Below are 26,499 nucleotides of genomic sequence, written 5' to 3' on the forward strand. Positions count from 1 at the left end.
GACCCGCTCAGAGGACGAAGGCCGGGCTGCCGTCGTCCGTCACCATCGGACGCCCGGCGCCGTCCCAGGCCAGCATGCCGCCGTCGACGTTCACCGCGTCGATCCCCTGCTGCACCAGGTACTGCGTGACCTGCGCCGAACGGCCACCGACCCGGCACATCACAAAGGCGCGACGGCCCTCGGCCACCGCCTCCGTCACCTCACCGAAGCGCGCCACGAAGTCGCTCATCGGCACATGCAGCGCGCCCTCGACATGACCGGCCGCCCACTCGTCGTCCTCCCGGACATCCAGCACCAGGGCATCGGCAGGCACGGAGGCCGCGTCCACCGAGGGCAGCGGGGCGAAATTCATGGGACAGGCCTTCTCTCGTCGTAACCGCTCTTCGAAAAAAACCTACTGCACCAGCGCGGACAGCTCCGCTTCCCGCTCGGAGACCTGTGCGAGGAGCTGCTCGGCGATCTCCTCCAGAAGCCTGTCCGGGTCGTCCGGCGCCATCCGCAGCATCGCGCCGATCGCGCTCTCCTCCAGCTCCCGCGCCACCACGGTCAGCAGCTCCTTGCGGTGCGAGAGCCACTCGAGCCGCGCGTACAGCTCCTCGCTCTCGCTGAGCGGCTCCTTCTCCGGCACCGGACCGGCCGCCCACTCCGCCGACAGCTCCCGCAGCAGCCCGGCGTCACCGCGCGCGTACGCCGCGTTCACCCGCGTGATGAACTCCTCACGCCGCTGCCGCTCGTCCTCGTCCCGCGCCAGGTCCGGGTGCGCCTGACGGGCCAGCTCGCGGTACAGCTTGCGGGCCTCCTCGCCCGGCCGGACCCGCTTGGGCGGCTGCACCGACTGCCCGGTCAGCATCGCGGCGGCCTCGGGCGAGAGGCCTTCGGAGTCGATCCAGTCGTGGAACAGCTCCTCGACACCGGGCATCGGCATGACGACCGCCCGCGCCTCCTCCGCCCGCCGCAGATCCTCCGGATCCCCGCTCCGGGCGGCCCGAGCCTCGGCGATCTGCGCGTCCAGCTCGTCGAGCCGCGCGTACATGGGGCCGAGCTTCTGGTGGTGCAGCCGGGAGAAGTTGTCCACCTCCACGCGGAAGGTCTCCAACGCGATCTCGAACTCGATCAGCGCCTGCTCGGCCACCCGCACGGCCTTCTCCAGCCGCGCCTCGGGCCGCTCCGCCCCGGGCTCCCCACCCAAGGCGGCACCCTCCGCGGCGTCACTGCGGCCCGCGCCCCGGTCCGTGTCCCGGTTCGCACCCTGATCCGCGCCCTGGTCCACGTCCACGTCCTCGCTCCGGCTCGTCACCCCACCAGCCTACGATCCCCCGGGGGGCCCTCCCCCCTCCCTCCCCCCGCCCCACCCCACCCCCCGTTTTCGCCGACGGGTCGTGGGGGCAGGCGGCAGCGTCAGCTGCCGTCGGCCGTCACACGCCCCGCTCGGCCGCTGTCCGGCCGTGTTTCACCGCCGTCACCAGGTCGGCGTGGTCCGCCGTGGTGCGGTCCGCGTACGCCACGGCGAAGGCGGCTATCGCCTCGTCCAGTTCCTCGTTCTTGCCGCAGTAGCCGGCTATGAGCCGCGGGTCCGCGCTGTGGGCGTGTGCGCGGGCCAGCAGGGCGCCGGTCATGCGCCCGTAGTCGTCGACCTGGTCGGGTGCGAGGGCGGCGGGATCGACGCTGCCCTTGCGGTTGCGGAACTGACGCACCTGGAAGGGGCGACCGTCCACCGTCGTCCAACCCAGAAGGATGTCGCTCACGACCTGCATCCGTTTCTGGCCCAGGACCACACGCCGCCCCTCGTGGTCCGGGGCGGGGACGGGGAAGCCCACGGCCGGCAGGTGGGGGAGCAGGGCCGAAGGCCGTGCCTCCTTCACCTGGAGGACCAGCGGCTCGCCCCGGTGGTCGAGCAGCAGGACGACGTAGGACCGCGTGCCGACGCTGCCGGTGCCGACGACGCGGAAGGCGACGTCGTGGACGGCGTACCGCGCGAGCAGCGGCAGCCGGTCCTCCGACACGGTCTTCAGGTAGGCGCCGAGGGAGGCGGTGACCGCCGCCGCTTCACCGTCCGGGACCCGGCGCAGGACCGGGGGTGCGTCCACGAACCGGCGGCCTCCGCCCTCGGTGTCGGTGACGGACTCGGTCGACCTGGCGGCGAACCGGGCGCTGGTGTTGTTCCGGGCCTTCTCCGAGACGCGTTCGAGGGTGCCGAGCAGGTCGCGGGCGTCGGTGTGGGAGACCAGCTCCTCGTCGGCGATGGCGTTCCAGGCGTCGAGGGCGGGGAGCCGGGCGAGCAGCCGCATGGTGCGCCGGTAGGCGCCCACGGCGTCGAAGGCGGCGGCCCGGCAGGTGTCCTCGCTCGCGCCGGTTTCGCGTCCGGCGAGGACGAGGGAGGTGGCCAGGCGTTTGAGGTCCCATTCCCAGGGCCCGACGACGGTCTCGTCGAAGTCGTTGAGGTCGATGACGAGCCGGCCGCGGGCGTCGCCGTAGAGGCCGAAGTTGGCCGCGTGGGCGTCGCCGCATATCTGGGCGGCGATGCCGGTGACCGGGGAGCCGACGAGGTCGTGGGCCATGAGTCCGGCGGAGCCGCGCAGGAACGCGAAGGGGCTCGCGGCCATTCTTCCGACGCGTAGAGGTGCCAGTTCCGGCACCCGGTCGCGGCTGGACTCCTCGACGGCCCGCACGGCGTCGGGCCGGTCGGCGGCGAGTGTCAGGGTGTCGTGCGTGGAACGGGGGACCTTTGCGCGCAGGGCCTTGCCGCGTTCCTTGGGGGAGTCCGTGGCCCCGGCGGGGGTTCGCATCGCGAACCCGGGCACGTGCGGAATGCGCACGTTTCCGGTACTCCGCTGTCCTGGTACCGCTGCCGCGATCTCGCCCATGGGACGTCCTCCCCCGACTTGTACGACGCTGTCCAACATCAACTGGGCCTGACCGTACAGCCGGGTTCGGTGGCCCGTCTGCCCCTGTGGACAACCCACGGTCTGGGGATAACTCCGCCACCCGTCCAGACGCGACGGCTACGGCTAGAGCTACGGTGCGCTATCCCTCCACGCTCTACAGCCCCGCGTCCCGCGCCAGCAGCGCCGCCTGCACCCGGTTCTCGCAGTCCAGCTTCGCCAGGATCCGGCTCACGTACGTCTTCACGGTGGCCTCGCTCATGTGCAGCCGCCGCCCCGCCTCCGCGTTGGACAGCCCCTCCCCGAGCAGGGCGAGAACCGCTCGCTCCCGTTCGCTGAGCGCCGCCACCCGCCGTCTGGCCTCCTCTGCACGTGCCACCTCCCGGCCCGAGGCCAGCTGCTCCACCACGTGCCGGGTGGCCGCGGGCGAGAGATAGGCGTCCCCCGCCGCCGCTGCCCGCACCGCCCGGATCAGCTCGGCCGGCGCCGTGTCCTTCAGCAGGAACCCGGCGCCCCCGTGCTCCAGGGCCCTCAGGACGTTCTCCCGCTCCCCGAAGGTGGTCAGCACGATCACCCGGGCCGCCGGCGCGGCCCTGCGCAGCTCCGGCAGCGCGGAGAGCCCGTCGAGGAGCGGCATCTGGATGTCGAGCAGCACGACGTCGGCGGCGTGCGTCCGCGCCTGCTCGACGGCCTCCCGGCCGTTCGCCGCCTCCGCCACCACCTCGATCTCCTGGTCGGAGGTGAGGATCATCCGGATGCCGGCCCTGATCAGCGGCTCGTCGTCGGCGATCACGACCCTGATGCGCTGCCCTGCCACTGCTTCTCCCCCACGGCTCCGGTACGGCGGGGTCAGCGCTACCGCTTGACCTCGTACGACTTCTTCTCGATCAGCTTGCCGTCCTTGAAGCAGAACCGGAAAACCGGCTCCGTCTCGAAGGACTCGCCTATCTCCGAGGACATCAGCACCAGGCACTTCGATCCGGCGGGCTCCGCGGGCCCCTTGCCGTGCAGCCCGGCGGTGGTGACCGTGTCGCCGGAGGGCAGCTTGTCGCGGACCTCCCGCTCGGCGGCGCCGACCTTCACCGCGTCGTACTGGGCGGGGTCGATCATCCCGTCCTTCAGCGAGCCGACCATGAAGTAGATGCCGAAGCCGGCCGCCACCATCAGCAGCACCAGGGCGGCGAACGCGATGCCGCATCCCAGCGCGACCCCGCCGCTCCTGCTTCTGCCGCCTCCGCGCAACGCCATCGCCAACTCCCGCTCCGTGAACGTCCAGTCGGCCGGTCCGACTGCGACCGCTCCACCGTGGCGCACCACGGGCGCCGTCGACTGCTGCCGGAAGTCGTCGGCCGCATCGACCAAAGGCGCTGCTTCGACGACCCCGTACGGCAGCACGCCGGCGACCCGGAAGCCGCCGTCGTCGGTCGGGCCGGTGTGCACCATGCCGCCCACCAGCCGGGCCCGCTCGTGGAGCCCGGTCAGTCCCTGGCCTCCGCTGACCACGTCCTGCGGCGCCGCGCCGGCGGCCTCGTTGACGATCTCGACGACGAAGGAGTCCGGTTCGTACCGCAGCTCCACGTCGATCAGCGCGCCCGGCGCGTGCTTGTAGGCGTTGGTGAGCGCCTCCTGGACGATCCGGTACGCCGCGTGGTCGGCGGCCGGCGGCAGCGGCCGGCCCTCACCGATCCGCCGCAGCTCGACCTGGGTCCCGGCCGCCCGGGCCGCCTCCACGAGCCCCTCGATACCGGCGGTCCCCCGTGCCGCCCGTCCCGATTCGTCGCCCGCGCGCACGGCCGTGTGCGGCGGCTCGGCCGGTGCCTCGACCCCGTCGCGCAGAATGCCGACGACCTCGCGCAGCTCGTGCATCGCGGTCACCGACGCGTTCCGCAGCACACCGACGGCCTCGCGCTGGCGGTCGGTCAGCTCCCGGTCCACCTCCAGGGCGCCGGTGTGGACGGAGATCAGCGCCAGTTGGTGTCCGAGGCTGTCGTGCATGTCCTGGGCGATGCGCTGCCGCTCCCGAAGTCGCGCCTGTCCGGCCACCATCGCCCGCTCCCGCAGCAACTGGGCGTTGCGCTCCTGCAGGGCGTGCAGCAGGGTCCGTCGCTGGGTCCAGTAACGGTTGGCGAGTCCGGGCGCCAGCGTCGTCGCCAGGTAGTAGAGCGTCGAGAGGAGGGTGAGGCTCAGCGCCCGGTGCAGGTCCCAGGCCTCGATCAGCGTCGTCGCGAGGTTCAGCACGTACGCGACGGTGAACACGGCCAGCGCACGGCCCGCGCCGGCGACGTAACGTCCCGCCGACCAGCCGACGAGGATCAACAGCACCAGGAAGCCGGGCACCAGCGGGGCGAGCGCTCCGGTGACGACGAGCACGGTGGCGGGCAGCCGTCGCCGCAGCAGTGACAACAGGGCGGCGGCCAGGGCGACCCCAGCGAGCTGCCATCCCTCGCCGCCCAGCAGTTCCTCGGTCCCGGCGGCCAGCAGTGCCATGACGGCGGCGAGCACCGTCTCGCCGGCGGCCCTGCGCCGGGACCACATCCCGGACACGGCGAACCACCGCCACCCGGCGCCGATCCCGGCTCTGATCTTCGAAGACGCGTCCACGCCCGCACGATAGGCAGCGCGCCGGGCCGCCCGCGGCCCTCTTTCGTCGCGCCCTCCCGCGACGAACGTCGCACGCCGCCCCCACGCCGTACCAATGTGACGTTCGCAACGCCGTGCGAAAAACGCGGAAGCCCCGTAGGTCGATGACCTACGGGGCTTCCGTCTGGTGCGCGAGGGGGGAGTTGAACCCCCACGCCCTTTCGGGCACTGGAACCTGAATCCAGCGCGTCTGCCTATTCCGCCACCCGCGCATTGGGTGTGCTCCGGGCGCTCTCACCTTTCGGTGCGACCGCCTGGCGACATCTGAAGATTAGCACGTCGCAGACGGGGGATTCACATCCGTTGTTTCGCCCCGTCGCCCAGCGAACAAGGAGAAGGACGGGAGGGCGAAGAGGACGGCGGAGGGGGGCGGAAGGTGGACGGGAGGACGGTGGACGAGAGGACGGCGGACGGAAGGACGGCGGACGGAAGGACGGCACCGGGCGAGGAGCCCGCGGACGAGCCGGACGGTCACAGCCCCGCCCCGCTCCCCCTGCTTGCTCCCCCGGTGCGGGACACTGTCCACAGGCCGCCTCTACGATCCGTGGGGAAGGTCTGTGAGAGGTGACACTCGTCCACAGGGCAGAGAAGGGGAACCAGCCGATTTCCCGACGCGTGGATACGATCAGTAAGCAGTACCAGGACGACAACGACGGAGGAGGTGCCCCATGGGAGTCCTGAAGCGTTTCGAGCAGCGGCTGGAAGGTCTGGTCAACGGCACCTTCGCCAAGGTCTTCAAGTCCGAGGTCCAGCCCGTCGAGATCGCCGGCGCTCTCCAGCGCGAGTGCGACAACAACGCGACGATCTGGAACCGCGAGCGGACCGTCGTCCCCAACGACTTCATCGTGGAGCTGAGCACCCCCGACTACGAGCGTCTGAGTCCGTACTCGGGACAGCTCGGCGACGAACTGTCCGGTCTGGTCCGGGACTACGCCAAGCAGCAGCGCTACACCTTCATGGGCCCCATCAAGGTCCACCTGGAGAAGGCCGACGACCTCGACACCGGCCTGTACCGGGTGCGCAGTCGCACGCTCGCGTCGAGTTCGTCACAGCAGCAGGCTCCGGTCGCCGGCCCCCAGCAGGGCCGTGCACCGGGTGGATACGGCTACCCTCCGGCCGGTGTGCCGCCGATGCCCGCGGCCCCGCCGCCGGGCGCGGCCGGCCCGCAGCGGCCCGGCCAGCCGCCCGTCGGCGGCCGTCCCGCGGCCGGCGGTCCCGGCCCCATGCCCGCCTCCGGCGCCCAGGTGCGCCGGTGGATCGAGATCAACGGCACCCGCCATCAGATCTCTCGCCCGACTCTGGTCCTTGGCCGCAGCACCGACGCGGACGTGAGGATCGACGATCCCGGCGTCTCCCGCCGGCACTGCGAGATCCGGACCGGAACGCCCTCGACGATCCAGGATCTCGGGTCCACCAACGGCATCGTGGTGGACGGGCAGCACACCACCCGCGCTACGCTCCGCGACGGCTCGCGGATCGTCGTGGGCAGCACCACCATCGTTTACCGGCAAGCCGAAGGGTGAAGCGGGGGCAATGTCAGAGCTGACCCTGACGGTCATGCGGCTGGGTTTCCTGGCCGTTCTGTGGCTGTTCGTGATCGTGGCCGTCCAGGTCATTCGCAGCGACCTGTTCGGCACGCGTGTCACGCAGCGCGGTTCGCGCCGCCAGGACGCCCGGCCGCAGCAGAACGCGCGGCAGGCGGCCTCGCCGCCGCAACAACGTGGCCAGCAGGGCGCGGGCGGGGGGCGGCAGCGCCGCGGCGCCCCGACCAAGCTGGTCGTGTCCGAGGGCACCCTCACCGGCACGACGGTCGCCCTCCAGGGGCAGACCATCACGCTGGGCCGGGCCCACGACTCGACGATCGTGCTGGACGACGACTACGCCTCCAGCAGGCATGCCAGGATCTACCCGGACCGGGACGGCCAGTGGATCGTCGAGGATCTCGGGTCCACCAACGGCACGTATCTCGACCGGACCCGTCTCACCACCGCCACACCGATTCCGCTGGGCGCGCCGATCCGCATCGGCAAGACCGTCATCGAGCTGCGGAAGTAGTACGACAATGAGCGAGCGGAGCGAGCGGGCCGAGGCGGTCCCCACGACGAGCCGTGCGACGGACCGACAGGTCCGGGCCGCCGACCGGCACGGGCTCCCGACCGGAGGGTGGGCAGTGTGGCTCGAGACCGGCTGTACCCCGAGGCGGCGTCGACAGGGGAGGTGCGCATGAGTCTCTCTCTGCGTTTCGCCGCCGGGTCGCACAAGGGCATGATCCGGGAGGGCAACGAGGACTCCGGCTACGCCGGCCCCCGTCTGCTCGCCATCGCCGACGGCATGGGCGGTCAGGCCGCCGGCGAGGTCGCCTCCTCGGAGGTGATCTCCACCCTCGTCACCCTCGACGACGACGTCCCCAGCTCGGACATCCTCACCTCCCTCGGTGCCGCGGTGCAGCGCGCCAACGACCAGCTGCGGATGATGGTCGAGGAGGACCCGCAGCTGGAGGGCATGGGCACCACGCTCACCGCTCTGCTGTGGACGGGCCAGCGCCTCGGCCTGGTGCACGTCGGCGACTCGCGCGCGTACCTGCTGCGCGACGGTGTCCTGACGCAGATCACGCAGGACCACACCTGGGTGCAGCGGCTCGTCGACGAGGGCCGGATCACCGAGGAAGAGGCCACCACCCACCCGCAGCGCTCGCTCCTCATGCGGGCGCTGGGAAGTGGCGACCACGTCGAGCCGGATCTGTCGATCCGCGAGGTCAGGGCCGGCGACCGGTATCTGATCTGCTCCGACGGGCTGTCCGGAGTCGTCTCCCACCAGACGATGGAGGACACCCTCGCCAGCTATCACGGCCCGCAGGAGACCGTGCAGGAGCTGATCCAGCTCGCCCTGCGCGGTGGCGGCCCCGACAACATCACGGTGATCGTGGCCGACGTCCTCGACGTCGACGGCGGCGACACCCTCGCCGGACAGCTCAGCGACACCCCGGTGATCGTCGGCGCGGTCGCCGAGAACCAGGTGCAGCAGGCCGACGGCGGGGCGATGCAGACCCCGGCCGGCCGGGCCTCCGGCCTCGGCCGCCCCGCGCCGCACCAGCAGCCCCCGGCGGGCGGCTTCGGCCCGCCCGGCAGCGGCGACGACCACGGCTACGGCTCCATGCCGCCGCAGGGCTCGTTCGGCGCGTACAACGACGAGGACTTCGACAAGTACGAGAAGTACGAGAAACCGCGCACCGGCTGGAAGTGGTTCAAGCGCGGCTTCTTCCTGCTCCTCGCGCTCGCGGTGCTCGGTGGCGGACTGTACGGCGGCTACCGCTGGACGCAGACCCAGTACTACGTCGGTTCCAACGACCAGCACGTGGCGCTGTACCGGGGCATCAGCCAGGACCTTGCCTGGGTCTCGCTCTCGGAGGTCGAGAAGGACCACCCCGAGATCGAACTCAAGTACCTCCCGCAGTACCAGCGCAAGCAGGTCGAGGACACGATCGCGGGCGGCAGCCTCGGCAAGGCGCAGACGAAGATCGCGGAGCTGTCCGCGCAGGCTTCGGCCTGCAAGAAGGCCGAGCAGCGCCGTGAGGCGGCCGACAAGGCCGCCGACCAGGCGAGCAAGCCGCCCGCCGACGGCGCGACCCCGCCCGATTCCAAGCCCACCACAGCCGCTCCCTCCCCGGGCCCCACCCTCACGGAGGACGAGCAGAAGCTGGCCTCGAACTGCGGCAAGCAGTAAGCACCCGTAGGGGGCCTGTCACCACCATGAGCGTTGTCACCAACACGACCACCATCGGCGCGATCGAAGCGCCGAGCCGCCGCAACACCGAGCTGGCGCTGCTCGCGTTCGCCGTCGTCATCCCGGTGTTCGCGTACCTCAACGTCGGCCTGGCGCTGGACGGCGAGGTGCCGTCCGGCATGCTCGGCTACGGGCTCGGCCTCGGCCTGCTCGCGGGCGTCGCGCATCTCGTGATGCGGAAGTTCGCCCCGTACGCCGACCCGCTTCTGCTGCCGCTGGCCACGCTGCTGAACGGCATGGGCCTGGTGCTGATCTGGCGGCTGGACCAGTCGCCGCGGCTGATCGCCACGTCCATGCGGCTGTACGACAGCTTCAGCCCCGACGCGCCCAACCAGATGATGTACTCGGCGATCGGCATCGCCATGTTCGTGGGCGTGCTGCTGCTCCTGAAGGACCACCGCGTCCTGCAGCGCTACACGTACATCTCGATGGTGGCGGCGCTCATCCTGCTGCTCCTCCCGCTTGTCCCGGGCCTCGGTGCCGCCGTCTACGGCGCCAAGATCTGGATCAACGTCGGCGGCTTCTCCATCCAGCCCGGCGAGTTCGCCAAGATCGTCCTCGCGGTCTTCTTCTCCGGCTATCTGATGGTGAAGCGGGACGCCCTGGCGCTGGCCAGCCGCCGTTTCATGGGCCTCTACCTGCCGCGCGGCCGCGACCTCGGCCCGATCCTCACGATCTGGGCCGTCAGCCTCCTCATCCTGATCTTCGAGAACGACCTCGGTACGTCGCTGCTGTTCTTCGGCATGTTCGTGATCATGCTGTACGTGGCGACGGAGCGGACCAGCTGGATCGTCATGGGTCTGCTGATGTCCGTCGCGGGCGCGGTCGGTGTCGCCTCCTTCGCGGGCCACGTCCAGGCACGTGTCGACGCCTGGGCCGACCCCTTCAGCTGCGCGGAGAAGGTCGCGGCCTGTGACCAGATGACCCAGGTACTGATGTCCTTCGGCTCCGGCGGCATCCTCGGCACCGGCCTCGGCCAGGGCAACTCGGACCTCATCGGCTTCGCCGCCAACTCCGACTTCATCTTCGCCACCGTCGGCGAGGAGCTCGGACTGACCGGCGTCATGGCCTTCCTGCTCCTCTACGGGCTGATCATCGAACGCGGTGTCCGCACCTCCCTCGCGGCCCGGGACCCGTTCGGCAAGCTGCTCGCCATGGGTCTCTCGGGCGCCTTCGCGCTGCAGGTCTTCGTCGTGGCCGGCGGTGTGATGGGCCTCATCCCGCTGACCGGTATGACGATGCCGTTCCTCGCTTACGGCGGATCCTCCGTGATCGCGAACTGGGCGCTGATCGGCATCCTGATCCGCATCAGTGACACCGCGCGCCGCCCCGCGCCCGCGCCCGCCCCGTCCCCCGACGCCGAGATGACCCAGGTGGTCCGTCCGTGAACAAGCCCCTGCGCCGGGTCGCGATCTTCTGCGGCCTGCTGGTCCTCGCCCTGCTCATCCGGGACAACTGGATCCAGTACGTCCGCGCCGACGAGCTGAGCACCCACCCGAAGAACAGGCGCGTCACGATCGAGCGGTACGCCAACGAGCGCGGCAACATCATCGTGGACGGCAAGCCGATCACCGGGTCGGTCGACTCCCAGGACCCGTACTACCGGTTCAAGCGGACCTACACCGACGGCCCCATGTGGGCGCCGGTGACCGGGTACGCCTCGCAGGCCTACGACGCCAACCAGATCGAGAAGATCGAGGACGGCATCCTCACCGGCAACGACGACCGGCTCTTCTTCGACCGGACGCTGTCGATGTTCACCGGCGACAAGAAGAAGGGCGGCAACGTCGTCACGACGCTGAGCGGCGCCGCCCAGAAGGCCGCGTTCAAGGGGCTCGGCAGCAAGACGGGCGCCGTCGTCGCCATCGAGCCCCACACGGGCAAGATCCTCGCGCTCGCCTCCACCCCGTCGTACGACCCCTCGACCTTCGCCGGCTACTCAGCCAAGGACGAGAAGGCCTGGGTCGCGCTGGAGAAGGACAAGAACAAGCCGAAGCAGAACCGCGCGCTGCGCGAGATCTACCCGCCCGGCTCCGTCTTCAAGGTCGTCACGGCCGCCGCGGCGCTGGAGAACGGCAAGGTCACGGACATCGACGCGGCGACGGACACCCCGGAGCCGTACAAGATCCCGCTTTCCACCATGCCGATGAAGAACCACGCCAGAGGCTGCGAGAACGCAAGCCTGAACAGGGCGCTGGAGGTCTCCTGCAACTCCGTCTTCGCCAAGCTCGGCGACGACGTCGGCCGCGACAAGATGGTCGAGATGGCCGAGAAGTTCGGCTTCAACGCGGAGCAGTTCACCCCGGTCCGCTCGGCGGCCTCCGTCTACGACAAGAAGATGGACCGCGGCGGCAACGCGCTCTCCTCGATCGGCCAGTTCAACACCGCCACCACCCCGCTCCAGATGGCCATGGTCACGGCCGCGATCGCCAATGACGGCAAGCTGATGAAGCCGTACATGATCGACAAGCTCGTGGCGCCGAACCTCGACGTGATCAAGCAGAACGAGCCGGAGGAGATGAGCCGCCCGGTCTCGCAGGAGACGGCGCAGAAGCTCCAGCAGATGATGGAGAACGTCGTCACCAACGGAACCGGCTCCAAGGCCGAGCTGAACATGGACGGCGTGAAGGTCGGCGGTAAGACCGGTACGGCGCAGCACGGCGAGAAGAACGCCAAGCGCCCGTACGCCTGGTTCATCTCGTATGCCAAGACGGCTCAGGGTTCCCCGGTGGCCGTCGCCGTGATCGTCGAGGACTCCGCGGGAACCAGCCGCGAGGACATCAGCGGTGGCGGTCTGGCGGCCCCGATCGCGAAGGCCGTGATGAAGGCGGTCCTGCAGAGCAGGTCCTGACCTTGCGGCCGGGCACCGGCCAGGTACCGGTCAGGTATCAGGTGCCGGTCGCGGGCGGAACGCCTTCCCGTGGCCGGTAGCGTATGCGCGAACAGCACACCGCCGGACCACCACATCGGTGCGGTCGGGACAGACGGAGAGGGCTGGATTAGCTATGGAAGAGCCGCGTCGCCTCGGCGGCCGGTACGAGCTGGGCTCGGTGCTCGGCCGTGGTGGCATGGCGGAGGTCTACCTCGCCCACGACACCCGGCTCGGCCGCACCGTCGCCGTGAAGACGCTGCGGGCCGACCTCGCCCGCGACCCGTCCTTCCAGGCCCGGTTCCGCCGTGAGGCCCAGTCGGCCGCCTCGCTCAACCACCCGGCGATCGTCGCTGTCTACGACACCGGCGAGGACATGGTGTACGACAGCGCGTCCGGCGGGGGCTCCGGGGTCTCCATCCCGTACATCGTGATGGAGTACGTCGACGGCTCGACCCTGCGTGAGCTGCTGCACTCGGGACGCAAGCTGCTGCCCGAGCGGACGCTCGAGATGACGGTGGGCATCCTCCAGGCACTGGAGTACTCGCACCGGGCCGGCATCGTGCACCGCGACATCAAGCCGGCGAACGTCATGCTGACGCGGACCGGTCAGGTCAAGGTCATGGACTTCGGCATCGCGCGCGCCATGGGCGACGCGGGCATGACCATGACGCAGACCGCGGCGGTCATCGGCACGGCCCAGTACCTCTCCCCGGAGCAGGCCAAGGGCGAGCAGGTCGACGCCCGCTCCGACCTGTACTCCACCGGCTGCCTGCTGTACGAGCTGCTGACCGTCCGGCCGCCCTTCGTGGGTGACTCGCCGGTCGCGGTCGCATACCAGCACGTACGGGAGGAACCGCAGCCGCCGAGCAACTTCGACCCCGAGATCACGCCCTCGATGGACGCCATCGTCCTGAAGGCGCTGGTCAAGGACCCCGACTACCGCTACCAGTCCGCGGACGAGATGCGCGCGGACATCGAGGCCTGCCTCGACGGGCAGCCGGTCGCGGCCGCGGCGGCGATGGGCGCCGCGGGGTACGGAGGCTACGGCGGCGGTTACGGCGGCTACCCGCCGGACGACCAGCCGACGACGGCGCTGCGCCAGGCCGACCCCGGCCAGACCTCCATGCTTCCGCCGATGAACCCGGACGACGGGGGCTACGGCTACGACGACCGCCCGGACCGCCGCCGCCAGCAGAAGAAGTCGAACACCTCGACGATCCTGCTGGTGCTGGCGGGCATCCTGGTCCTGGTCGGCGCGATCCTGATCGGCCAGTCGATCTTCGACGGCAAGAAGGGTCCGGAGCAGGTGATCGTGCCGTCCCTGGTCGGCAAGACACTGTCCGAGGCCGAGACTCTGGCGGCCAACGCCCAGGTCAAGGTCGTGCGCGCCGGTGCCGAGCGCTGCGACCAGCCCAAGGAAACCATCTGCAGCCAGACGCCGGCGGCGGACGGCACGACGAAGATGAACGTCGACGAGACGATCTCGGTCATCATCTCCGAGGGCGCCCCGCAGATCGAGGTCCCGACGGTCACCGAGATGTCCCAGGAGACCGCCGAGAAGCTCCTCAAGGACAAGGGCTTCAAGGTCGTCGTGAAGTCGGAGGAGTCGGACGAGGAGCCGGGCACGGTCCTGCGGCAGACCCCGGACGGTGGCTCCAAGGCGGAGCAGAACACCGAAGTGACGATCACGGTGGCGAAGAAGGAGAAGTCGCAGCTGCCCGACGTCACGGGCCGGCTCTACGACCAGGCCGTCCAGGACCTGAAGCTGCTGGGCTTCGAGAACGTCGCCCGCCAGGACGTGGACTCGGACCAGCCCGCCAACACGGTCATCGGCATGACCCCGCAGGGCAATTCGGACCAGCCCAAGGACGTCCAGATCACGCTGAAGGTCTCCAAGGGCCCGCAGCAGACCCAGACGGCGATCCCGGCCGGTCTCGCGGGCAAGAAGTTCGAGGAGGTCAAGCAGCAGCTCGAGGCCTTGGGCCTGAGTGTGCAGCAGCAGGGCTCGGACAAGAACGACGCCACGGTCCTCGGCACCAACCCGCCGGAGAACAGTCCGGTCACCAGCGGTCAGACGGTCATCGTCTACACGGCGGGCGGCAACGGAAACAACGGCGGCGAAGGCAACGGCTTCTTCGACTAGCCACACCAGCGCTCATACGAAAGCCCCGGCATCCTCCTGGATGCCGGGGCTTTCGTCTCCGCGTCAGCGCAGCTCCGCCGGGGGCGTGCGGTCGCGGTCGACCTTCTCCGTGCGTTCCAGTTCGCCCCAGACGATGTAGCGGTAGTCCGAGGTGTACATCGGGGTGCAGGTCGTCAGCGTGATGTAGCGGCCCGGCTTGGTCTTTCCCGACTCCTTCGGGACCGGCTGCAGGACGTTCACGTTGTACTTCGTCGTCTCCGGGAGCGTCTTGTAGACCTTGTAGACGAACCAGGTGTCCTTGGACTCGAAGACGATCGAATCGCCGTTCTTCAACTTGTGGATGTTGTGGAACTTCGCCCCGTGCCCGTCCCGGTGCGCGGCCAGGGTGAAGTTGCCCTGCTTGTCCTGCGGGAGGGCCGACTTGACCGGGTCGGTGTAGTAGCCCGCGACACCGTTGTTGAGGATGTCCGGGTCGGTGCCCTTCTTGACGAGTATCTCGTCGTCGCCCATCGCCGGGACGTGCAGGAATCCGATCCCGTCCTTGGTGTCCAGGGCACCGGGGCCGTCCGCCCACCTGTCGCGGACCTGGTCGGCGTCCTTGCCGGCGGCGCGGTCGGCGAGGACGTTGGTCCACCACAGGGAGTAGACGACGAAGAGTCCGAGGACCAGGCCCGCGGTGATGAGGAGTTCACCGAAGAGGCTGATGATGCCGGCGATCCTGTTGCGCGCACGTGCCACTACGTCGTCCTGTCTGGAGGTGTGGGGTCTCAGCCTACGAGCGCGTCCGGTTTCCCCTTGCTGCGCGGCCGTTCCTCGACCATCTTGCCCCACACGATCATGCGGTACGTACTGGTGAATTCGGGGGTGCACGTCGTCAGCGTGATGTAGCGCCCGGGGCCCGTGAAACCCGATCCCTTGGGCACCGGATCGATCACCGAGACGTTGGACGGCACGGTCTGGGGCAGGATGCTCGCCATTTCGTACGTGTAGTAGGCGTCCTGGGTCTCGACCACGATCGGATCGCCCGGTTCCAGCCGGTTGATGTAGCGGAACGGCTCGCCGTGGGTGTTGCGGTGGCCGGCGACGGCGAAGTTGCCCTGCTTGTCGGAGGGCATCGCCGTCTTGAGGGTGCCCTCGGCGTAGTGGCCCACCATGCCCCGGTCGAGGACCTTGGGCTTGCTGATGCCCTCGGCGACAGGGACCACCACGTCCAGCTTGGGGATGTACATGATGGCGAAGCCCTGGCCCGGCTCGAAGGCGCCCGGCGCCCGGCCTTTGGACCACGCGTCCTCGATCTGCTCCTTCGCCCGGTCGGTCTGCTGGCCGGCCCGTACGTTCGTCCACCACAGCTGGTACGTGACGAACAGCAGCATGACGACGCCGAAGGTGATGAACAGCTCGCCCACGACCCGGCTGGCGACGACGCCGACGCTCTCCTTGCGGGCCCGGGCCGCGCGGCGGGCCTCGACGCGCGAGAGCGGGGCGGCGGGGGCTCCCGCGGCCTCCTCCGGCCTCGCGGGCGGCGTGCCGCCCCGGCGGCCGCCACGGCCCCCCTTCGCGGCGCGGCGGCGCTCGGCCCTGCCGGGGCCCGGGAGCGGCGTCACGGCCGGTTCCACGGTCCGCAGGGCCATCGTCTCGTCGTGGGGCTGGTCGTAGGGCTCGCTGTACGACGCCTCGTAGAGCTCAGGAGAGGGCTGGGCTATCGGCTCGTAGGCCGCGGTCGCGGCCTCAGGAGCGGGTTCGTACACCGCCTCGTACGCCGTGTCGTACGCCGTCTCGTCGTACCGCGGCACCGGTGCCTGCGGTGCCAGCGGTACCTGCGGTGCCAGCGGTACCTGCGGTGCCTGCGGTGCCTGCGGTGCCTGCTGTTCCGGTTCCGGCGGGTTCGTCGCCCGGAACCACGGCGACCCCGCCGTCACGCGACAGCCTTGCCCACCACCGGCGCGAGCCCCGCCGACCGTCCGACCGCCCCCTTGTCGCCGCACTGCTCCAGCCAGTTGGCGAGCATCAGGTGGCCGTGCTCGGTCAGGACCGACTCCGGGTGGAACTGCACGCCCTCGACGGCCAGTTCACGGTGGCGCAGCCCCATGATGATGCCGTCCTCGGTGCGGGCCGTGACCTCCAGCTCCGCCGGGAGCGCCGCGGGTTCGGCGGCCAGCGAGTGGTAGCGGGTCGCGGTGAACGGCGACGGCAGGCCCGCGAAGACGCCCTTGCCCTCGTGGCGGACCAGGGAGGTCTTGCCGTGCAGCAGCTCGGGGGCGCGGTCGACGACACCGCCGTACGCGACGGCCATCGACTGCATGCCGAGGCAGACGCCGAAGACCGGGACCCCGGTGGCGGCGCAGTGGCGGACCATGTCGACGCAGACGCCGGCCTGTTCGGGAGCGCCGGGCCCGGGGGACAGCAGGACGCCGTCGAATCCGTCCTGCGCGTGGCTCAGCTCGACCTCGTCGTTGCGCAGCACCTCGCACTCGGCGCCGAGCTGGTAGAGGTACTGGACGAGGTTGAAGACGAAGCTGTCGTAGTTGTCGACGACGAGAATCCGCGCGCTCACTAGGCGTCCACCGTCACATCGTTGAACGGAAGCAGCGGCTCCGCCCAGGGGAACACGTACTGGAAGAGTCCGTAGACGACCGCGAGGACGAGCACGAGCGAGATGATCCCCCGCACCCACGCGTTGCCCGGCAGATGCCGCCAGATCCAGCCGTACATGAGGTCCGCTGCCCCTTCCCGTTCGTTACGGGACCCAGAGTACGGGGCGATGCCCCCGAGAGGGGTCAGCCGGCCAAAGACGGCGGCTTGCCCTGCGTCACAGGCTGGGTCGCGTCCAGGTGCGCCCAGACGATCAGGCGGTGGCTGCTGCCCCACTCCGGCTCGCAGGTGGTGAGGGTGAGATAGCGGCCGGGCCCGTCGAAGCCGGCGGCGTTCCTCTTCAGGGGGCGGGGTACGGGGTCGATCACGCCGGTGTCGGTGGGGACGGTCCGGTACGGCTTCCGGTCGATGCGGTACGTGTACCAGGTGGTGCCGTCGGTGAGGACCACCGCGTCACCCGGGCGCAGGCGGGGGAAGTCCTTGAACGGATCTCCGTACGTGCGGCGGTGGCCGGCCACCGCGAAGTTTCCGGTCTCCCCGAGGCGGGCGGTGGAGGCGTAGTGACCGAGGCCCTTCTTCAGGGTGGCGGTCGCGGTGCCCTCCAGGACGGGCCACTCCCAGTCCTCGCCGAGGCGGGGGATGTACATGACGGCGATGCCCTTGCCCGCCGTGTACGGGCGGGGAGCCGGGGTCTCCGGGGCTTGCGGGGTTCCCGGGGCTTGCGTGGCCTCCGGGAGGGGCTGGTCCACCCAGGCGCGCTGGAGGAGGTCGACCTGGACCGCCGTGGCGCCGTCCGCCTTGATCCCGGTCCAGAACATCACGTAGACGACGAAGAGGACGATCACCGTTCCGACGGTGACGCAGAGCTCGCTGAGGGTCCTCACGACCAGTCGTACGGACAGCCCCACCCGGCCCTCCCCGTGGCTAACCCACCGGCTTCGCGTAGTGGAGATCCACTGTGCCCGAGTAGCCGGGAAGAGTCACCGCCCCGTGCTCGTCGACTTTCCAGCCGAGACCGTACGCCTTCACGTACAGCTGGTAGTTCTGGATCGCCGGGGAGTCGGCGAGCGCCCGGGTCAGCTCTTCCCTGTCACCCACTGCGGTGATCTTGTACGGGGGTGAGTAGACGCGGCCCTGGAGGATCAGTGTGTTGCCCACGCAGCGCACGGCGCTGGTCGAGATGAGCCGCTGGTCCATGACCTTGATCCCCTTGGCTCCGCCCTTCCAGAGGGCGTTCACGACGGCCTGGAGGTCCTGCTGGTGGATGACGAGGTCGTTGGCCTGCGGTTCGGGGTAGCCGGGGGCGGCCTGGGCGTCCGGAGGGGCATCATTGAGGGTGACGGTGAGTCCGGGCCCGGAGGTCTCGGTGGTGCCGGCGGCCGCCTCCAGGGCGTGCAGCCGTTCGTCCTCGGCCCGGGTGGAGCCGTCGTCGCGGGCCGCGAGGGCGTCGACCTGCTCGCGCAGCGCGGCGGTGGACTCCTCCAGGGTCGCGTTCTTGTGGCTGCGCTCCTCGATCAGGTCGGAGAGCCGCAGCAGCGAGGCGTCCGTGCGGATGTTGGTGCCCTTGGCGGTGTTGAAGCTGGTGACGAAGATCAGCCCGGCGAGGGCGAAAACGGCAGCGGTCAGCACCCGGACGGGCCGCCATGGGGAAGGTCGGACCGGCCCGGGAGGAGAGTCGGCGGAATTGCTCAACGTACCCTGATCCCCTTCGGTGCCGCGGAACCACTACGCTAACGGACGCCCGGGGGACGCAGTGGTCCTCCCGCGTCACATCCCGGCGCCAGCCACAGTTCCCTGCGCGGTCACGCAGCGCATCGACAGGAGAGTCCCTCGTGCCGAAGTCACGTATCCGCAAGAAGGCCGACTTCACGCCTCCGCCCGCCAAGCAGGCCACCAACATCAAGCTGACCAACCGCAGCTGGGTGGCTCCGGTGATGCTGGCGCTGTTCCTGATCGGGCTGGTGTGGATCGTCGTCTTCTATGTCACCGACGGCAGCCTGCCGGTGAAGTCGCTCAACAACTGGAACATCGTGGTGGGCTTCGGCTTCATCGCGGCCGGGTTCGGCGTCTCCACGCAGTGGAAGTAGCCGTCTCTCAGCTCGGCCGTCAAGCCTTGCCCTGAACTTATCCACAGCGTTGTGCACAGCACTGGATAACTTACGAAGATCTGTGGATAACTCAGGGCGAGGTTGACGCCGGTCTTACTGGAGCGCCCCTGTTGAGGGGGCGCTCACGGGCCATCGCGAGCCCCCACCGACCGCCACTCGCTGTGGATAACTCTGGGGAAAGCTTTCTGGAGAGCTCTTCCACAGCCCCCGGCGCTCAGGTGAGCGCCGCGGAGCGGGCCAGGATCAAGCCGACGTCGATCAGGACCACCAGTCCACAGGCCGCGTACTGCACCAGCTCCCGCCGGGCGCGCGGCGCGTGCACCAGGCCGTAGGTCACCAGGGCGCCGCCGACGAGGCCGCCGATGTGCGCCTCCCAGGAGATGCCGGGGCGGGTGAAGGTCAGCAGCAGCGACAGCCCCACGAAGAGGGCGACCGGCCGCATGTCGTACCGGCGGCGGCGGGTGAGCACCGCCCAGCCGCCGATCAGGCCGAAGACGATGCCCGAGGCTCCGAGCGAGGGCTGGTTGGCGGCGGACAGCAGATAGGCGAGTGCGGAACCAGAGAGTCCGGAGAGCAGACACATCGCCGCGTAACGGACCCGGCCGAGCTCCGGCTCGACGATCCCGCCGATGATCCACAGACCCAGCATGTTGAAGACGAAGTGCGCGACCTCCTGATGGAGGAAGGCGGAGGTCAGCAGCCGGTACCACTCTCCGTCCGCGACGCCCACCACCTCGCCGAGCTCCGGGTTGTACGCGTAGCCGATCAGCGAGAGCTCGTCCACGAGCCGGTCCCCGGCCACCTGCACCGCGATGAACAGGGCGAGGTTGATCGCGATGAGGATCTTGGTGACAAGACGGCCGTCGCTCGCCACCCGGCCGCCGGCCAGCGTGCGGGGCTGGTTGGCGTCGGCCGCGTGGCCCGTGCCGGAGCCGTCGCGCACACAGTCGGGGCACTGGAAGCCGACGGACGCGGAGACCATGCACTGCGGACAGATCGGCTTCTCGCAGCGCGTGCAGCGGATGCCCGTCTCGACGTCCGGGTGGCGGTAGCAACGCGGCAGGCCGGACTGCGGCTCCATGAGGGTCCTCCCGAGGACATGGACGGCTTGGGGGTACGCACGGCACCGCCCCGCCCTCCAGACGGACGGGCGGGGCGAAAAGGTTCCCGGGGCGGAAGGCAGGCCCGAAGGTCAGCTCTGGACCTTCTCGATCAGGACGGACTCGATGACCACGTCCTGGAGCGGGCGCTCGGTGCGCGGGTGGGTCTCGGTGGTGGCGATCGCGTCGACGACCCTCTTGCTCGCCTCGCCGACCACCTCACCGAAGATGGTGTGCTTGCGGTTCAGCCAGGTCGTGGCACCGACCGTGACGAAGAACTGCGAGCCGTTCGTCCCCGGCCCGGCGTTGGCCATGGCCAGCAGGTAGGGGCGGTCGAAGAAGAGCTCGGGGTGGAACTCGTCGGCGAACTCGTACCCCGGCCCGCCCGTGCCGTTCCCCAGCGGGTCGCCGCCCTGGATCATGAAGTCCTTGATGACCCGGTGGAAGACCGTGCCGTCGTAGAGGCGGTCGGTGGAGACCTTGCCGGTGGCGGGGTGCGTCCACTCGCGCTCGCCCTGGGCGAGTTCGACGAAGTTCCTGACCGTCTTCGGCGCGTGGTTCGGCAGCAGCCGAATCCGGATGTCGCCCTGGCTGGTCTTCAGGGTGGCGTAAAGCTGCTCGGCCACGGTGTGCCTTCCCTCGGTTCCTCCGGGGCGCCCCGGCGTCCGGGTCCCCTGCGCGTCCGATCCTCGCACGCCGCGCACCGGCGCCGCATGCCCCGGATGCCCGCACCGCAGGACGGACCGCGTCACGGCAGGCATGATTTCGAAAAGGGTGGAAAGGCGAAAAACCGACACCACCACCGAGGAGGAGGATCCCGTGACCCGGATGGACGGCGTGCGCGCCGCGACCGATTCGGCCAAGGACAGCGTGATGCACGCAGCGGAAGTGGTGGCTCCCTATGCGAGCACGGCCAAGGACCAGGCCGTCACGTACGCGGGCTCGGCCAAGGACCACGCCGCGCTCTACGCGCACGAAGCACGCGTCCGGCTCGCGCCGAAGGTGACGAAGGCCGCTCGGCGGGCCCGTGTTCAAGCTCGTGCGCAGTACGACACCCGTGTCGCACCGCGTGTACCGCCGCGGGTCGACGAGGCCGCGCATCGCGCCGCGGTCGTGACCCGCAAGGCCGCCCGGCAGGCGGCCGACTACACCGTTCCGCGTGTCGGGCACGCGGTCGCCGCGACCGGTCCCGTCCTCGACGAGGCGGGGTCGCGCTCCACTGCCGCCTGGGCCGCGCTGCGCGGACAGGTGACACCGGACGAGATTCGGAAGATCGTGAGGAAGCACGAGCGTCGGGCCAGGGCCGGACGCGTCGCCAAGGGCCTGGCGGTCCTCGGTGTGCTGGCCGGCGGCGCCTTCGCCGCCTGGAAGTGGTGGGACAAGCAGGCCAACCCGGACTGGCTCGTCGAGCCTCCCGCCGCTACCGAGGTCGATGAGGCGTCGGAACCGTCGTCCCGTACGTCACCGTCACCGCTGTCGTCCGTCGACGGCAGTGGCTCTCTCGATGCCGAGGTGGAGGCCAAGCAGGCCGAAGCCGAGGCGGAAGCCCAAGCGGAGGCCGAGTCCGACGCGGAGCGCGACGACCGTCGCTGAGCGGCCGGCTGAAGCAGTAGGGCACGGCGTGCGGGGAGCGAAGCCACTCCCCGCGCCTACGCCTGCGCGGCGAGTGCCAGGCCGGACAGCTCGGCCTGGTCCGCGAGGTCGGTCCCGAGCGGGGCGGCGTCGGCCGGCAGGTGGCGGACGGACGGCGAAGAGTTGTGCGCTTCGGCGCGGATGCGCTGCTTGATCGTGGGCGGCAGGGCGCGGTCGCGCGCCATGGGCCACTGAGGCGCCGTTCGCTGCGCCGGTACTGCGGCGAGGGTGCGGGCGGCCTTGGGAGCGGACGAGGCCGGCTCCTCCGGCTGCTGGACGGCGGGGGCCTGCGCGGCGGCGGCGGTGCTCGCCAGGCCGACGGAGGCGAGCAGGGCGAAGAGTACGGAGATGAAGGCGGTCCAGAACTGCTTGACCTTGGCGGTGGCCATGGCCCCTCGCTTTCGTGATGTTCTCGGATGGTGCATTTCGGTTTGCGCGCTTTCCATACCTTTCTCATGATGTGTACGCGGACCCGGATTCCGAGGACCGACGCCGCCACCGCGCAGTTCTTCCGATGAACACCACCCGGTCGGCCCAGTGGGCCGCCGTGCACTCCGCCGTGAGCCACAGAAGCAACAAAAAAGCCCCTCCTCCCGCGGCGACGCGGGAGGAGGGGCTGATCTTGTGGAGCCTAGGGGAGTCGAACCCCTGACATCTGCCATGCAAAGACAGCGCTCTACCAACTGAGCTAAGGCCCCGGAACGAGAACAGAGTACCGGGTCACCCCCTCTATCCCGCAAAAGGATTGGGACTCCCGGTCAGCGACCACGCTCCGTAAGATGCTGACCGAGGTTCGCAGTGGCGAACCGCAGGGATGGGGAGAAGTAATGGATGCAGCGCAGCAGGAAGCCACGGCAAGAGCCCGAGAGCTCCAGCGCAGTTGGTACGGAGAGCCGCTGGGGGCGCTCTTCCGTCGTCTGATCGACGATCTCGGACTGAATCAGGCCAGGCTCGCTGCCGTGCTCGGACTGTCGGCACCCATGCTTTCCCAGCTGATGAGCGGCCAGCGGGCCAAGATCGGCAACCCCGCGGTCGTCCAGCGCGTCCAGGCCCTGCAGGAGCTCGCGAGCCTGGTCGCCGACGGCAGCGTCAGCGCCGCCGAGGCCACGGACCGGATGGACGAGATCAAGAAGTCCCAGGGCGGCTCCGTGCTGACCGGCACCAGCCAGACCACCAACAGCTCGGGCGCGCCGACCGTGCGCCGGGTGGTCCGCGAGATCCAGTCGCTGCTCCGCTCGGTCGCCGCCGCCGGTGACATCATCGACGCCGCGGACTCCCTCGCCCCGGCCCACCCGGAGCTGGCAGAGTTCCTCCGGGTGTACGGCGCCGGTCGCACCGGGGACGCCGTCGCCCACTACGAGTCGCACCAGAACTGACAACGGCGGAACTGATCCGGCAGGGCTCACACGTGGAGCTCACACGGTGGAGCCGGCACGGCGGGGAGCGGGCGCAGCGCGATGGGTGAGGTCTTCGCGGGTCGGTACGAACTGATCGACCCGATCGGACGCGGTGGCGTGGGGGCGGTCTGGCGCGCGTGGGACCACCGGCGGCGCCGCTATGTGGCGGCCAAGGTGCTCCAGCAGAGCGACGCCCACACGCTGCTCCGCTTCGTCCGGGAGCAGGCGCTCAGGATCGACCACCCGCACGTCCTCGCCCCGGCCAGCTGGGCCGCCGACGACGACAAGGTGCTGTTCACCATGGATCTGGTGGCCGGCGGTTCCCTGGCGCACCTCATCGGCGACTACGGCCCGCTGCCGCCGCGCTTCGTCTGCACGCTGCTGGATCAGTTGCTCTCCGGCCTGGCCGCGGTGCACGCCGAGGGGGTCGTGCACCGCGACATCAAGCCGGCGAACATCCTGCTCGACGTCACCGGGACCGGGCGGCCGCATCTGCGGCTGTCCGATTTCGGCATCTCGATGCGCAAGGGCGAACCCCGCCTGACCGAGACCAACTACGTGGTGGGGACGCCCGGTTATTTCGCGCCCGAGCAGATGATGGGCGCGGAGCCCGACTTCCCGGCCGACCTCTTCGCGGTCGGACTGGTCGCGCTCTATCTGCTCCAGGGGCAGAAGCCCGACTCCCGCGCCCTGATCGAGTTCTTCATGGCGCACGGGACGCCGGGCGCCCCGCAGGGCATTCCGGAGCCGCTGTGGCAGGTCCTCGCCGGTCTGCTGCAGCCCGACCCGCAGGCCCGCTTCAAGACGGCGACGGGCGTGCGCAAGGCCCTGACCGCGGCGGTCGAGATGCTGCCCGAGCCCGGCCCCGGCGAGGAGCCGGTCGAGGTCTTCGACCAGATCGGCCCGCTGCCGCCCGGCTTCGGCCCGAACGGCCCCGAGGCCCCCGCGCCGGCCGCCCCCGCTCCCGTACACGTACAGCAGCAGCCCGAGGAGCCGCAGCAACCCCAGCAGCCGCTGCCGACCCCGTCCGAGACGGGCAGCTTCCACTTGCCGCCACCCCCGCGGCAGCGGCAGCCCGTACCGCCTCCGCACCCGGCCGCCGTCACCCCCGTCGCCGCGCATACCGATCCCTCCCTCGCCTACGCCCCCACGGCCGCGGTGCCGTACGAACAAGCCTCCACTCGTTCATACACCGCTCACGCCCCGCAGGTTCCCGCCCAGGCCTCACCGGCGGCGCAGAGCCCGACACAGCGACCGGGACCGCCCCCGAAGGTGGCGATCCCGGTCCTGTTCGTCGCGCTGATCTGTTTCGCGGTCGGCATCTGGGCCCTCACCCAGACCTGAGGCCCCGGGCCCGAGACCCGCGGCCTGAGACATGCGGCCTGGGACCCGCGGCCCGGAAAACCGGCCCGGCCGCCCTACGAGACCGTCGCGCGCCGCCGCGCCACGACCGTCCACACACCGAGCCCGAGGACGAGCACGGTTCCGCTGCCGATGCCTGCCGCCGCGACCACGCGCATGCCGTCGCTCCGGGCCGCCTCCGCCCCGCTCTGCCCGCTGGCGGCCGCGTCCCGGTCGTCCTCGGTGACCTTGAACGGCCCGGCGTCCCCGTCGTACGCGGGTCCCGCCTTCGCCGTGCCCGTGACGTTCACCCGCAGCGTCAGCGGCACGGGCTTGTCGCCGTACGCCTTGGCGATCTCGGGGCTGAGCGTGGCCGACAGGTAGTACCAGCCGGCGAACCGCAGGGCGCTCGTGTAGCTGTTGGAGGAGTAACGGTTCTCGAAGGCCACCGGCCGGTGCGGGTCCATGGCGAGCGTCGCAGGACCCCCGTCGTAGCTGACCGTGTCCTGGTCGACGTGTCCGCGAGCGGGGTTGGCGAGCGACAGAACGAGCGCGTTGCCGACGTACGTGTCGCCGGAGGCGCTGCTGCCCAGCTCCGCGCTGGCGAAGATCTGCTGACCCCAGTCGACCGGCACCCGGTAGAAGAGGGTCTGGCCGGGCTTGATGTCGGAGCGCCACTCGCCCTGCCGCAGCGAGGTGGCGTCGTGGAAGCCCGCGCCGCCCTGCCGCTTCCGCGGGCCGCCGGCGGGCGGCTGGGGCGTCCCGGAGGGCCAGTCGTCGGGCAGCGCGGTGGGTCCGGTCGGCTTCACGCCCGGCTCGGCGAGGTGGCGGATCTCCAGCTCCCAGTCCTCGGGCGTGGAGATGGCCTTGGAGGTCCGCTCGACCAGCACGTAGTAGGCGCCCGCCTGCGTGCAGGTGGAGCTGTCGGGCTCGATCGTGCGGTGGGCGTACGCGGTGATCGGCCGGGTGAACCCGGCGGAGCCGAAGGACGTGTCCTGGTAGCCGCACTGCGTGCCGGAACCGTCCTGCAGGGTCACCTTGATGCCGTCGCCGTACTCGGCCGCGGCGCCCGGCTTCGGCACGGCGACCACCGAGACGTAGGCGTTCTGCTTGTCGTCGAGATCGACCCGGTAGTAGAGCTTGCCGTCCTTCTTGATGGAGCTGCGATAGGTCTGACCGGCCTTCAACTGCCGGGAGTCCAGGCTGGAGGCGGCGCCGTCGATCCGCTCGGCCGCGCTGTCGAAGGTGTACGGGCTCTCGCCGGCCGCCCAGGCCCGGCCCGGCAGCGCCGCGGCCCCGACCACCGTCGCGGAAGCCGTCGCCGCCACCGTCACGCACACCGCCGCGACCAGCCTCCCGGCCGTCCGGATCCCCCCGCGGTGCCTCTTCACGCGCTCCTCCTCGTCGTGTCCATGTCCGAGTCGTGTCCGAGTCGTGTCCGTGTCCGTGGTCGCCGCGCCCGAGCCCCGACGACCCGAGCGCCGGTCCATCCTGCCTCGTCAGCCACCCGCCCGGGCCGCACTTCGCTTGCGCAATTCAACAATTTACGAACGCGAACTCAAGGGGGGAGGGAACAGAGCGAGGCCCCGGCCGCTCATTCGCGGCCGGGGCCTCGCCCCTACGCAGTCTGCGTCTCAGACACCCGAACCTGCGGGCACGGAGTCGGTCGCCTCCGTCCACAGATCCTGCTCGGCGCGATCCGCCTGGATCTGGCGGTACACGAGGAGCCCGCCGATGGCGGCCAGTGCGACCAGGAGAAGCTTCTTCACCGCGCGACCTCGTCTTTCGTTGACGTAGGAGACTTCTGACGCCCACTCTACACACCGACCGATACCGATCGGTGACCTACTCCCGAGGCTTCCGCGCCAAAAGCGATCGGCCCGGACGGAGAATCCGTCCGGGCCGATCGTCGCTGTGGGGCTAACAGGATTTGAACCTGTGGCCTCATCCTTATCAGGTCGATCATGGGGACTCTGGGACCTCGCCCAACGCGCTCCGCGCCCCAGCTG

At 70.2% G+C, this 26,499-nt stretch carries 26 protein-coding genes and 2 tRNA genes; 10 read left to right on the forward strand and 18 right to left on the reverse strand.

What is annotated here, in order from left to right; all coding sequences use genetic code 11:
- Window positions 1-7: 7 nt before the first annotated feature.
- From ACF06X_RS32560 to ACF06X_RS32585, 6 genes are all read right to left on the reverse strand, one after another.
- Window positions 8-352 (reverse strand): rhodanese-like domain-containing protein, encoded by a 345-nt coding sequence (locus ACF06X_RS32560; protein ID WP_392290915.1) that lies wholly within the window; start codon window positions 350-352, stop codon window positions 8-10.
- A 42-nt stretch (window positions 353-394) separates the two neighbouring features.
- Complete coding sequence (locus tag ACF06X_RS32565; protein ID WP_392290916.1) at window positions 395-1,297, reverse strand: J domain-containing protein; 903 nt, start codon at window positions 1,295-1,297, stop codon at window positions 395-397.
- 118 nt (window positions 1,298-1,415) lie between these two features.
- On the reverse strand, window positions 1,416-2,864 hold the full coding sequence (locus tag ACF06X_RS32570; RefSeq protein WP_392290917.1) for a DUF2252 domain-containing protein: 1,449 nt from the start codon (window positions 2,862-2,864) through the stop codon (window positions 1,416-1,418).
- A 175-nt stretch (window positions 2,865-3,039) separates the two neighbouring features.
- Window positions 3,040-3,699, reverse strand: coding sequence for a response regulator (locus tag ACF06X_RS32575; RefSeq protein ID WP_392290918.1), 660 nt, complete (start codon window positions 3,697-3,699; stop codon window positions 3,040-3,042).
- A 38-nt stretch (window positions 3,700-3,737) separates the two neighbouring features.
- Window positions 3,738-5,417 (reverse strand): sensor histidine kinase, encoded by a 1,680-nt coding sequence (locus ACF06X_RS32580; protein WP_392290946.1) that lies wholly within the window; start codon window positions 5,415-5,417, stop codon window positions 3,738-3,740.
- A gap of 230 nt (window positions 5,418-5,647) precedes the next feature.
- A tRNA-Leu gene (locus ACF06X_RS32585) sits at window positions 5,648-5,734 on the reverse strand.
- A gap of 456 nt (window positions 5,735-6,190) precedes the next feature.
- Here ACF06X_RS32585 and ACF06X_RS32590 point away from each other — a divergent pair.
- The 6 genes from ACF06X_RS32590 to pknB all read left to right on the forward strand — a co-directional run bounded on the left by ACF06X_RS32590 (window position 6,191) and on the right by pknB (window position 14,320).
- Window positions 6,191-7,045, forward strand: coding sequence for an FhaA domain-containing protein (locus ACF06X_RS32590; protein ID WP_392290919.1), 855 nt, complete (start codon window positions 6,191-6,193; stop codon window positions 7,043-7,045).
- A 10-nt stretch (window positions 7,046-7,055) separates the two neighbouring features.
- On the forward strand, window positions 7,056-7,577 hold the full coding sequence (locus ACF06X_RS32595) for an FHA domain-containing protein (RefSeq protein WP_392290920.1): 522 nt from the start codon (window positions 7,056-7,058) through the stop codon (window positions 7,575-7,577).
- A gap of 168 nt (window positions 7,578-7,745) precedes the next feature.
- Window positions 7,746-9,245, forward strand: coding sequence for a Stp1/IreP family PP2C-type Ser/Thr phosphatase (locus ACF06X_RS32600; RefSeq protein WP_392290921.1), 1,500 nt, complete (start codon window positions 7,746-7,748; stop codon window positions 9,243-9,245).
- A 26-nt stretch (window positions 9,246-9,271) separates the two neighbouring features.
- On the forward strand, window positions 9,272-10,693 hold the full coding sequence (locus tag ACF06X_RS32605; protein ID WP_392290922.1) for an FtsW/RodA/SpoVE family cell cycle protein: 1,422 nt from the start codon (window positions 9,272-9,274) through the stop codon (window positions 10,691-10,693).
- A complete protein-coding gene (locus tag ACF06X_RS32610) occupies window positions 10,690-12,156 on the forward strand; it encodes a peptidoglycan D,D-transpeptidase FtsI family protein (protein WP_392290923.1) in 1,467 nt (488 codons plus the stop codon). Before ACF06X_RS32605 ends, ACF06X_RS32610 begins: the two co-directional genes overlap by 4 nt.
- A gap of 154 nt (window positions 12,157-12,310) precedes the next feature.
- A complete protein-coding gene (gene pknB / locus ACF06X_RS32615) occupies window positions 12,311-14,320 on the forward strand; it encodes a Stk1 family PASTA domain-containing Ser/Thr kinase (RefSeq protein WP_392290924.1) in 2,010 nt (669 codons plus the stop codon).
- A gap of 63 nt (window positions 14,321-14,383) precedes the next feature.
- On the opposite strand, the gene ACF06X_RS32620 is transcribed toward pknB, so the two are convergent.
- The 6 genes from ACF06X_RS32620 to ACF06X_RS32645 form a co-directional block, all read right to left on the reverse strand.
- Complete coding sequence (locus ACF06X_RS32620; protein ID WP_392290925.1) at window positions 14,384-15,058, reverse strand: class E sortase; 675 nt, start codon at window positions 15,056-15,058, stop codon at window positions 14,384-14,386.
- Window positions 15,059-15,087: 29 nt separating this feature from the next.
- On the reverse strand, window positions 15,088-16,239 hold the full coding sequence (locus ACF06X_RS32625; protein WP_392290926.1) for a class E sortase: 1,152 nt from the start codon (window positions 16,237-16,239) through the stop codon (window positions 15,088-15,090).
- Window positions 16,236-16,874, reverse strand: a complete 639-nt coding sequence (locus ACF06X_RS32630) for an aminodeoxychorismate/anthranilate synthase component II (RefSeq protein ID WP_392290927.1) — start codon at window positions 16,872-16,874, stop codon at window positions 16,236-16,238. The genes ACF06X_RS32625 and ACF06X_RS32630 overlap by 4 nt, the downstream gene beginning before the upstream one ends.
- Window positions 16,874-17,032, reverse strand: a complete 159-nt coding sequence (locus tag ACF06X_RS32635; RefSeq protein ID WP_392290928.1) for a hypothetical protein — start codon at window positions 17,030-17,032, stop codon at window positions 16,874-16,876. The genes ACF06X_RS32630 and ACF06X_RS32635 overlap by 1 nt, the downstream gene beginning before the upstream one ends.
- Window positions 17,033-17,097: 65 nt before the next feature.
- Window positions 17,098-17,814, reverse strand: coding sequence for a class E sortase (locus tag ACF06X_RS32640; protein WP_392290947.1), 717 nt, complete (start codon window positions 17,812-17,814; stop codon window positions 17,098-17,100).
- Between the two features lie 22 nt (window positions 17,815-17,836).
- Window positions 17,837-18,604: a DUF881 domain-containing protein gene (locus ACF06X_RS32645; RefSeq protein WP_392290929.1), complete on the reverse strand. Its 768-nt coding sequence runs from the start codon at window positions 18,602-18,604 to the stop codon at window positions 17,837-17,839.
- A gap of 140 nt (window positions 18,605-18,744) precedes the next feature.
- Here ACF06X_RS32645 and crgA point away from each other — a divergent pair, with 140 nt between their 5' ends.
- Window positions 18,745-18,999 (forward strand): cell division protein CrgA, encoded by a 255-nt coding sequence (gene crgA / locus ACF06X_RS32650; RefSeq protein WP_362005428.1) that lies wholly within the window; start codon window positions 18,745-18,747, stop codon window positions 18,997-18,999.
- Window positions 19,000-19,234: 235 nt separating this feature from the next.
- Here crgA and ACF06X_RS32655 read toward each other — a convergent pair whose 3' ends face one another.
- Window positions 19,235-20,101 carry a rhomboid family intramembrane serine protease gene (locus ACF06X_RS32655; RefSeq protein ID WP_392290930.1) on the reverse strand — a complete coding sequence of 289 codons (867 nt, stop codon included), beginning with the start codon at window positions 20,099-20,101 and terminating at the stop codon, window positions 19,235-19,237.
- Window positions 20,102-20,212: 111 nt separating this feature from the next.
- Window positions 20,213-20,746 (reverse strand): peptidylprolyl isomerase, encoded by a 534-nt coding sequence (locus ACF06X_RS32660; protein WP_392290931.1) that lies wholly within the window; start codon window positions 20,744-20,746, stop codon window positions 20,213-20,215.
- Window positions 20,747-20,939: 193 nt separating this feature from the next.
- On the opposite strand from ACF06X_RS32660, the gene ACF06X_RS32665 reads away from it, so the two are divergent.
- Complete coding sequence (locus ACF06X_RS32665; RefSeq protein WP_392290932.1) at window positions 20,940-21,713, forward strand: DUF5324 family protein; 774 nt, start codon at window positions 20,940-20,942, stop codon at window positions 21,711-21,713.
- Window positions 21,714-21,769: 56 nt separating this feature from the next.
- Here the strand turns inward: ACF06X_RS32665 and ACF06X_RS32670 are convergent, their stop codons facing one another.
- Window positions 21,770-22,141 carry a DUF6344 domain-containing protein gene (locus ACF06X_RS32670; protein ID WP_392290933.1) on the reverse strand — a complete coding sequence of 124 codons (372 nt, stop codon included), beginning with the start codon at window positions 22,139-22,141 and terminating at the stop codon, window positions 21,770-21,772.
- 236 nt (window positions 22,142-22,377) lie between these two features.
- Window positions 22,378-22,450 (reverse strand) — tRNA-Ala (locus ACF06X_RS32675).
- A 129-nt stretch (window positions 22,451-22,579) separates the two neighbouring features.
- Between ACF06X_RS32675 and ACF06X_RS32680 the strand changes: the two genes are divergently transcribed.
- Window positions 22,580-23,128, forward strand: a complete 549-nt coding sequence (locus ACF06X_RS32680; RefSeq protein ID WP_392290934.1) for a helix-turn-helix domain-containing protein — start codon at window positions 22,580-22,582, stop codon at window positions 23,126-23,128.
- 81 nt (window positions 23,129-23,209) lie between these two features.
- A complete protein-coding gene (locus ACF06X_RS32685) occupies window positions 23,210-24,493 on the forward strand; it encodes a serine/threonine-protein kinase (protein ID WP_392290935.1) in 1,284 nt (427 codons plus the stop codon).
- 74 nt (window positions 24,494-24,567) lie between these two features.
- Here the strand turns inward: ACF06X_RS32685 and ACF06X_RS32690 are convergent, their stop codons facing one another.
- Both ACF06X_RS32690 and ACF06X_RS32695 read right to left on the reverse strand, forming a co-directional pair.
- Window positions 24,568-25,881 (reverse strand): hypothetical protein, encoded by a 1,314-nt coding sequence (locus tag ACF06X_RS32690; RefSeq protein ID WP_392290936.1) that lies wholly within the window; start codon window positions 25,879-25,881, stop codon window positions 24,568-24,570.
- Window positions 25,882-26,124: 243 nt separating this feature from the next.
- A complete protein-coding gene (locus ACF06X_RS32695; RefSeq protein WP_003958712.1) occupies window positions 26,125-26,259 on the reverse strand; it encodes a DLW-39 family protein in 135 nt (44 codons plus the stop codon).
- Window positions 26,260-26,499 lie beyond the last annotated feature (240 nt).

Source organism: Streptomyces sp. NPDC015346, assembly GCF_043078785.1.
Classification (GTDB): Bacteria; Actinomycetota; Actinomycetes; order Streptomycetales; family Streptomycetaceae; genus Streptomyces.